The following is a 7717-nucleotide window of genomic DNA, read 5'->3' as shown; positions in this document are numbered from 1 at the left end:
GAACCGCGAACGATCGGAGTGTCGTCGCCCGGGAAATCGTACTGAGACAGAAGTTCACGAACTTCCATTTCAACCAGCTCCAGCAGCTCTTCGTCATCAACCATGTCGCATTTGTTCAGGAACACGATGATGTACGGAACGCCTACCTGACGACCCAGCAGGATGTGCTCACGAGTCTGCGGCATCGGGCCGTCAGTCGCAGCAACAACCAGGATCGCGCCGTCCATCTGCGCAGCACCGGTGATCATGTTTTTAACATAGTCGGCGTGGCCCGGGCAGTCTACGTGCGCGTAGTGGCGAGTCGGGGTGTCATATTCAACGTGAGAAGTGTTGATGGTGATACCACGAGCTTTTTCTTCCGGCGCGTTATCGATCTGGTCGAATGCGCGAGCAGAACCACCGTAGGTTTTAGCCAGAACGGTAGTGATTGCAGCGGTCAGAGTAGTTTTACCATGGTCAACGTGGCCGATAGTACCGACGTTGACGTGCGGTTTTGTACGTTCAAATTTTTCTTTAGACACGGCTATATTCCTTACTATAGTGCTCTCCCCTTCTGGAGAGAGCACGGGACTTTGGTTTTAACCCTGCGGCTTATTTACCACGGGCTTCGATTACGGCCTGAGCAACGTTGTTCGGCGCATCATCATACTTCAGGAACTCCATGGAGTAAGAAGCACGACCTTTGGTCAGAGAACGCAGCTGAGTTGCATATCCGAACATTTCAGACAGCGGAACTTCAGCGTGGATCACAACGCCAGTCACGTTGGATTCCTGACCGCGCAGCATACCGCGACGACGGCTAAGGTCACCGATAACGTCACCAGTGTTCTCTTCCGGAGTTTCTACTTCAACCTTCATGATCGGCTCAAGCAGAACTGGTTTCGCTTTCTTAAAGCCATCTTTAAAGGCAATAGAAGCGGCCAGTTTAAACGCCAGTTCAGAGGAGTCAACGTCGTGGTAAGAACCGAAGTGCAGACGCACGCCCAGATCAACTACCGGATAACCAGCCAGAGGACCTGCTTTCAGCTGCTCCTGGATGCCTTTATCAACGGCCGGGATGTATTCGCCAGGAATTACACCACCTTTGATGTCGTTGATGAACTCATAACCTTTCGGGTTAGAGCCCGGCTCCAGTGGGTACATGTCGATAACGACGTGACCGTACTGACCGCGACCACCAGACTGTTTAGCGTGTTTACCTTCGATATCGGTAACTTTCGCGCGAATCGCTTCGCGGTAAGCAACCTGAGGTTTACCGACGTTCGCTTCAACGTTGAATTCACGCTTCATACGGTCAACGATGATGTCGAGGTGCAGCTCACCCATACCGGCGATGATGGTCTGGTTAGATTCTTCGTCAGTCCATACGCGGAAAGACGGGTCTTCTTTAGCCAGACGGCCCAGAGCCAGACCCATTTTTTCCTGGTCAGCTTTGGTTTTCGGTTCAACAGCGATAGAGATTACCGGCTCAGGGAATTCCATACGCTCCAGAATGATCGGCGCATTAGGATCGCACAGAGTGTCACCCGTAGTTACGTCTTTCAGACCGATAGCAGCAGCGATATCGCCCGCGCGAACTTCTTTGATCTCTTCACGTTTGTTAGCGTGCATCTGTACGATACGACCGAAACGCTCACGTGCAGCTTTCACGGAGTTCAGGATGGTATCACCAGAGTTAACCACACCAGAGTATACGCGGAAGAAGGTCAGGTTACCCACGAACGGGTCGGTAGCGATTTTGAATGCCAGAGCAGCAAACGGCTCATCATCGCTAGCGTGACGCTCAGCCGGAGTATCTTTACCATCGTCCAGGATACCGTTGATCGCAGGTACGTCAACCGGGGATGGCAGGTAGTCAACTACCGCATCCAGCATCGCCTGAACACCTTTGTTCTTGAACGCAGAACCACAGGTTACCAGGATGATTTCGTTGTTCAGAACGCGCTGACGGAGAGCAGTTTTAATCTCTTCTTCAGTCAGTTCTTCACCACCCAGGTATTTCTCCATCAGCTCTTCAGAAGCTTCAGCAGCGGACTCGATCAGGTTCTGGTGCCATTCTTCGGCCAGTTCCTGCATGTCTGCCGGGATATCTTCGTAAGTGAAGGTTACACCTGCGTCTTCTTCGTTCCAGTTGATGGCTTTCATTTTCACCAGGTCAACAACACCGGTGAACGCTTCTTCAGCGCCAATCGCCAGCTGCAGCGGAACAGGGTTCGCGCCCAGACGGGTTTTGATCTGACCAACAACTTTCAGGAAGTTCGCACCCATACGGTCCATTTTGTTAACGAACGCAATGCGCGGAACTTTGTATTTGTTTGCCTGACGCCATACGGTTTCAGACTGAGGCTGAACACCACCAACTGCGCAGTAAACCATTACTGCACCATCAAGCACACGCATGGAACGTTCTACTTCGATGGTGAAGTCAACGTGCCCCGGGGTGTCGATGATGTTTACGCGATGCGGTTCATACTGCTTAGCCATACCTGACCAGAATGCAGTAGTCGCTGCGGAGGTGATAGTAATACCACGCTCCTGCTCCTGTTCCATCCAGTCCATGGTGGCAGCGCCGTCATGAACTTCACCGATTTTGTGGTTTACACCGGTGTAGAACAGAATACGTTCGGTAGTAGTAGTTTTACCGGCGTCGATGTGCGCACTGATACCGATGTTACGGTAGCGTGCGATGGGTGTTGTACGAGCCATTTGATTCCTCGTTTATTTCTTTAGGCGTTCAGTTAAGTTATCCAAAACGGGCGACTTATCTGAAGCGCCCGCCTGGTGACTAATACTCCGAAGGGATTACCAACGGTAGTGTGCGAACGCCTTGTTGGCTTCTGCCATACGGTGAACGTCTTCACGTTTCTTAACTGCAGTACCTTTGTTGTCTGCAGCATCAGAAAGTTCGTTCGCCAGACGCAGAGCCATGGATTTATCACCACGTTTACGAGCAGCTTCAACGATCCAACGCATTGCCAGAGCATTACGACGAACCGGACGGACTTCAACTGGAACCTGATAAGTAGAACCACCAACGCGGCGAGACTTAACTTCTACAGTCGGGCGCACGTTGTCGAGAGCGACTTCGAAAGCTTCCAGTTCATTTTTACCAGAGCGCTGAGCCAGGGTCTCCAGCGCGCTGTATACGATTGCTTCTGCAGTAGATTTTTTACCATCTACCATCAGGATATTTACAAATTTAGCCAGCAGTTCTGATCCGAACTTAGGATCCGGCAGGATTTTACGCTGACCAATGACGCGACGACGTGGCATGGAAATACTCCGTTGTTAATTCAGGATTGTCCAAAACTCTAAGAGTTTAGTTTGACATTAATATAAAACGTTTGGCCTTACTTAACGGAGAACCATTAAGCCTTAGGACGCTTCACGCCATACTTGGAGCGAGCTTGCTTACGGTCTTTAACGCCGGAGCAGTCAAGCGCACCACGAACGGTGTGGTAACGAACACCCGGAAGGTCTTTAACACGACCGCCACGGATCAGGATCACGGAGTGCTCCTGCAGGTTGTGACCTTCACCACCGATGTAGGAGGTGACTTCGAAACCGTTAGTCAGACGCACACGGCAAACTTTACGCAGTGCGGAGTTCGGTTTCTTAGGAGTGGTGGTATATACACGAGTACATACGCCACGTTTCTGCGGGCAGGCTTCCAGCGCCGGCACGTTGCTCTTTGCAACTTTGCGCGCGCGTGGTTTGCGTACCAGCTGGTTAATTGTTGCCATTAAATAGCTCCTGGTTTTAGCTTTTGCTTCGTAAACACGTAATAAATCGCCTCATATAATATGAGGACGCAGAATTTTAGGGCGGTGCCGAAAAGGTGTCAAGAAATATACAACGATCCCGCCATTACCAGGACAACTGACCTGCATGTTTGACTGAAAGTCTGACGAAATCAGTATAGCTAACCCTGACGACACTGTCCGCAATTTGACCAGCCAGCCCGCGGGCTTCGATATCTTCTTGCAGAGCGTAGAGGGATATGGGGGCAGATTGCAGGATTTCAAGGAAACGGCCTTCCGCGAGAGCGGCGATAACGCCGTCCGACAGCAGCAGAAGATCGTCGCCCTCTTTTAGCAAACGGAGCATAGCCGCCATATCGGCGTGCCAGGGAGATGTGCTTAGCGTGTGGAGCATTCGAGCCTCAGAACCGCAGTATCACGTTAAAATCGTCAAGCCGGGCGCGCAAAGCCTCTGGCTCCAGCCATTCGCCATCAACAACCCACGGCGTGGCAGAATTCAGACCGCGCTCCCGTGCTGAAGCAGCGCAAATCCAGCACTGTTCGATATCGTATAGCGATAAGAGCTTAAAGGTGGAGATATAGTCGCGCGCCAGCACCGCTGCGGGGCGCTGCCCGGGAAGAAGCTGAAAGACGCCATCACCCACGAAGAAAACGCCGATCTCTTCCGTCAGCGCTGAGGTTGCCAGCAGGGCGTCCAGCCCTTCCCTGCCCGACGCAGAACCATGAGGCGCAGACGAAAAAACAAAGGCTACGCGCTTCATCAGAACTGCACCATGCGATCGCAGGTTAACGCGGCTTCCGCCAGCGCGCCCAATCCGCTCAAGGTAAAGCCCGGCTGCAAATTATACCCAGGCAAATTCAGCTGCCGGGCCTCCTGTTCATCAGTGATTCCACGCCGTAACGCTGCGGCTACACAGATATGCAAGGAAACGGCGTGTTCGTCATGCAGCGTCTGCCAGGCCCGAACCAGATCAAATTCGTCGCTGGCGGGCGCCGTGAGCTGATTCGCGTTATAGACGCCTTCACGATAAAAAAAGATGCTGAGCAACTCGTGGCCTTCCTGCAAAACGGCGCGGGCAAACTGTAGTGCGCTGCTGGCCTGCTGGGTACCATAGGCGGGCCCCGTTACCGTAATGGCAAAGCGCATTACTTATCCAGCCCCTGGAAATCTCCACTTTTGAACTGACGAATGTAGAGATATACCGTGTGCTTAGAGATATTCAGCCGATCGGCCACCTGATTGATGGCATCTTTGATATCAAAAATCCCCTTCTCATAGAGGTTCAGGACGATCTGCCGATTTTTAGCGTTGTTAGAAACGTTACGGTCAGCGTTCACCTCTTCAATTGTGAACTCAAGCGTCTGGGCCACCAGATCGTCAACCGATGAAGCAAAGTTGACCTGGGAATTCACCTCCGTCGTTTCCGGCGGAATAAAGGTGCTCATGATTTGTGAGAAAGGGACATCAAGGTTCATGTTGATGCACAGCAGGCCAATGACCCGATGGTCACGGTTGCGGATAGCGATAGTGACCGATTTCATCAGCACACCGCTTTTGGCGCGAGTAAAATAGCATTTGGAAACGCTGCTATCGGCTCCAGTCATATCGTGCAGCATGCGCAGCGCAAGGTCGGTAATTGGCGAGCCGATTTGACGGCCGGTGTGTTCACCGTTGGCGATACGAATAGCGGAACATTTTAAGTCCTGCAATGAGTGCAATACGATTTCACAGTGGGAACCGATGAGCATCGCTAACCCGTCCACTACCGCTTCATAGGATTTAAGGATATCGAAGTCGGTCTGGTCAAAAGGACGTTGATCCAGCAAATCAAGCTCACTGGTCTCGTTGGTTAAAAGCGACCTGGACATGAAAAAAAGCACTCCTTTTCAGGAGCCTGTCGTTATCGTCAGGGCAGGCTCATCATCATTATTAATCTATCTAAAGTAATACAGCGCCTGAGGTTCTTTCCAGTTTTAATTATATCTGCCCGCAATAAAAAAACCGCCGCCCCTGGAGGCGGCGGCTTAAAACCGATTACTTCTTAGCGTCAGCGGCTGGCGCTTCAGCAGCGGCTTCAGGCTTGGCGTCCGCTTTCGGCGCCGGTTTAATATCCAGCAGCTCTACATCAAATACCAGAGTAGAGTTTGCCGGGATACCCGGTACGCCAGTTTTGCCGTAAGCCAGATCCGGTGGAATGACCAGCTGGATTTTACCGCCTTTCTTGATGTTCTTCAGGCCTTCGGTCCAGCCCGGGATCACGCCGTCCAGGCGGAAGGAAAGCGGCTCGCCGCGGGTATAAGAGTTATCAAACTCTTTACCGTCGATCAGCGTACCTTTGTAGTTGACGACAACGGTATCGCTGTCTTTCGGCGTTTCGCCGGTACCCGCTTTCTCGACTTTGTAGAGCAGGCCAGATTTAGACGTTTTTACGCCTTTCTCTTTGGCAAAGGCGTCACGGTAAGCTTTGCCTTTTGCTTCATTCTCAGAGGCGTCTTTTTCCATTTTCTGCTGAGCAGCAGTTTTTACACGTGTTTCAAACGTCTGCAGAGTCTGTTCGATCTCCTGATCGGACAGTTTGCTCTTATCAGCAAAAGCGTCCTGAACGCCGGCGATCAGCTGATCTTTATCTAATTTGATGCCCAGCTTTTCTTGTTCTTTCAGGGAGTTTTCCATGTAACGTCCCAGCGATGCACCCAGCGCATAAGCAGATTTCTGATCGTCATTTTTAAATGCCGATTTGCTGTCCGTTGCGGGTGCCGCTTTCGCTGTAGTCTCAGCAGCGAAGCTCAGCGGTGCATTCAGGGCGATGGCCATAGTGGTCGCCAGCAGCGTTACTTTAAACAGTGATTTCATCCATTTCTCCAGGGCCGGGGCATCTCACCCCAGGGTTATCGTAAAAAACAAAAAACGTACTATAGAACGTTGCAGAACAAATCAACATACAGACGTACCTGAATATCGCCTCATTTAGGACTATTTTTGTATAAATTAGTTTCCTGTCAGACGTAACGATGCTGCGCGGATGCTGAAACTTCAGTAGAATCCGCCCGCAGGATAAGACAGAAGAGGTTACTCATGCACAATAGCACTTTAGAGACTCGCCTTGCGGAGCTGGAGAGCAGACTGGCGTTTCAGGAAATCACTATTGAAGACCTCAATAAGACCGTCACCGCCCACGAGATAGAAATGGCGAGGATGCGCGAACATATGCGCCTGATGGTCGAAAAACTGAAAGCCACTCAGCCTTCGCATATGGCTTCACAGGCGGAAGAAACGCCCCCGCCGCACTATTAAGACGTAAAAAAAGCGGGTTTCCCCGCTTTTTTCTATTCCGCGACGCGAGCGCAGCGGAATTAGTGGCAGCCGCAGCCGCCGTTGCCGCCGCAGCCGCCTTTGCCATGTTCGTGGTCATGGCCGTGGCCGTGGCCACCGCAGCAACCATCATGATCGTGGTCGTGGCCATGATCGTGCCCGTGAGCACCGTGTACATGACCATGCTCCAGCTCTTCCGCCGTTGCTTCGCGAATCGCGACAACTTCAACGTTGAACTTCAGATTCTGACCAGCCAGCATGTGGTTACCGTCAACAACAACGTGTTCGTCACCCACTTCGGTTATTTCTACCGGTACCGGACCCTGATCGGTTTCCGCCAGGAAGCGCATGCCAACCTGCAGTTCATCAACGCCCATAAATACGTCTTTAGGAACCCGCTGAACCAGGTTTTCGTCGTACTGACCGTATGCGTCGTTAGCGCCGACTTCGACGTCAAATTTGTCGCCAACGTCGTGGCCGTCCAGCGCGTTTTCCAGGCCGGAAATCAGGGAACCGTGACCATGCAGGTAGTCAAGCGGCGCGCTTACCGGAGACTCATCAACCAACACACCGTCTTCTGTACGTACCTGATAGGCCAGGCTGACCACCAGGTCTTTTGCTACTTTCATGATATCTCCTGAGC

11 protein-coding genes are annotated in these 7717 nt (G+C 51.9%); 1 reads left to right on the top strand and 10 read right to left on the bottom strand.

All coding sequences use genetic code 11. The features are described from left to right. From ACESQ2_RS04715 to fkpA, 9 genes are all read right to left on the bottom strand, one after another. The coding region (locus tag ACESQ2_RS04715; RefSeq protein WP_004171504.1) for a GTP-binding protein at positions 1-521 on the bottom strand (521 nt) is incomplete at its 3' end. Between the two features lie 70 nt (positions 522-591). Continuing rightward, a complete protein-coding gene (gene fusA / locus ACESQ2_RS04710) occupies positions 592-2706 on the bottom strand; it encodes an elongation factor G (protein WP_004115957.1) in 2115 nt (704 codons plus the stop codon). 96 nt (positions 2707-2802) lie between these two features. Continuing rightward, complete coding sequence (gene rpsG, locus ACESQ2_RS04705) at positions 2803-3273, bottom strand: 30S ribosomal protein S7 (protein WP_004106370.1); 471 nt, start codon at positions 3271-3273, stop codon at positions 2803-2805. A 95-nt stretch (positions 3274-3368) separates the two neighbouring features. Then, positions 3369-3743, bottom strand: a complete 375-nt coding sequence (gene rpsL / locus ACESQ2_RS04700; protein WP_002920115.1) for a 30S ribosomal protein S12 — start codon at positions 3741-3743, stop codon at positions 3369-3371. Between the two features lie 124 nt (positions 3744-3867). Further along, positions 3868-4155 carry a sulfurtransferase complex subunit TusB gene (gene tusB, locus ACESQ2_RS04695; RefSeq protein WP_025107828.1) on the bottom strand — a complete coding sequence of 96 codons (288 nt, stop codon included), beginning with the start codon at positions 4153-4155 and terminating at the stop codon, positions 3868-3870. 7 nt (positions 4156-4162) lie between these two features. Beyond that, positions 4163-4522, bottom strand: a complete 360-nt coding sequence (gene tusC, locus ACESQ2_RS04690) for a sulfurtransferase complex subunit TusC (protein ID WP_004854839.1) — start codon at positions 4520-4522, stop codon at positions 4163-4165. After that, entirely contained in the window at positions 4522-4908 is a 387-nt protein-coding gene (gene tusD, locus ACESQ2_RS04685; RefSeq protein ID WP_004854840.1) for a sulfurtransferase complex subunit TusD, read from the bottom strand. The genes tusC and tusD overlap by 1 nt, the downstream gene beginning before the upstream one ends. After that, positions 4908-5630, bottom strand: coding sequence for a transcriptional regulator (locus ACESQ2_RS04680; protein ID WP_004106380.1), 723 nt, complete (start codon positions 5628-5630; stop codon positions 4908-4910). The genes tusD and ACESQ2_RS04680 overlap by 1 nt, the downstream gene beginning before the upstream one ends. Before the next feature lie 166 nt (positions 5631-5796). Next, a complete protein-coding gene (fkpA, locus tag ACESQ2_RS04675; protein WP_004854844.1) occupies positions 5797-6615 on the bottom strand; it encodes an FKBP-type peptidyl-prolyl cis-trans isomerase in 819 nt (272 codons plus the stop codon). A 222-nt stretch (positions 6616-6837) separates the two neighbouring features. Here fkpA and ACESQ2_RS04670 point away from each other — a divergent pair, with 222 nt between their 5' ends. Then, the gene (locus ACESQ2_RS04670) at positions 6838-7056 is read left to right on the top strand and encodes a protein SlyX (RefSeq protein ID WP_014227041.1); all 219 of its coding nucleotides are present in this window, start codon (positions 6838-6840) and stop codon (positions 7054-7056) included. A 59-nt stretch (positions 7057-7115) separates the two neighbouring features. On the opposite strand, the gene slyD is transcribed toward ACESQ2_RS04670, so the two are convergent. Then, on the bottom strand, positions 7116-7703 hold the full coding sequence (gene slyD, locus ACESQ2_RS04665) for a peptidylprolyl isomerase (RefSeq protein ID WP_004854848.1): 588 nt from the start codon (positions 7701-7703) through the stop codon (positions 7116-7118). Positions 7704-7717 lie beyond the last annotated feature (14 nt).

This window comes from Klebsiella sp. Q11 (assembly GCF_964241505.1).
In the GTDB taxonomy this organism is placed as follows: domain Bacteria; phylum Pseudomonadota; class Gammaproteobacteria; order Enterobacterales; family Enterobacteriaceae; genus Klebsiella; species Klebsiella michiganensis.
The sequence above is the reverse complement of the archived record's forward strand: the minus strand, read 5'-3'. Positions and strand labels throughout refer to the sequence as shown.

Coding starts and splice junctions, on each gene's coding strand:
- slyD (WP_004854848.1), bottom strand. CDS start 7,703: ATGAAAGTAGCAAAAGACCTGGTGGTCAGCCTGGCCTATCAGGTACGT.
- fusA (WP_004115957.1), bottom strand. CDS start 2,706: ATGGCTCGTACAACACCCATCGCACGCTACCGTAACATCGGTATCAGT.
- fkpA (WP_004854844.1), bottom strand. CDS start 6,615: ATGAAATCACTGTTTAAAGTAACGCTGCTGGCGACCACTATGGCCATC.
- ACESQ2_RS04680 (WP_004106380.1), bottom strand. CDS start 5,630: ATGTCCAGGTCGCTTTTAACCAACGAGACCAGTGAGCTTGATTTGCTG.
- tusB (WP_025107828.1), bottom strand. CDS start 4,155: ATGCTCCACACGCTAAGCACATCTCCCTGGCACGCCGATATGGCGGCT.
- tusD (WP_004854840.1), bottom strand. CDS start 4,908: ATGCGCTTTGCCATTACGGTAACGGGGCCCGCCTATGGTACCCAGCAG.
- ACESQ2_RS04670 (WP_014227041.1), top strand. CDS start 6,838: ATGCACAATAGCACTTTAGAGACTCGCCTTGCGGAGCTGGAGAGCAGA.
- tusC (WP_004854839.1), bottom strand. CDS start 4,522: ATGAAGCGCGTAGCCTTTGTTTTTTCGTCTGCGCCTCATGGTTCTGCG.
- rpsG (WP_004106370.1), bottom strand. CDS start 3,273: ATGCCACGTCGTCGCGTCATTGGTCAGCGTAAAATCCTGCCGGATCCT.
- rpsL (WP_002920115.1), bottom strand. CDS start 3,743: ATGGCAACAATTAACCAGCTGGTACGCAAACCACGCGCGCGCAAAGTT.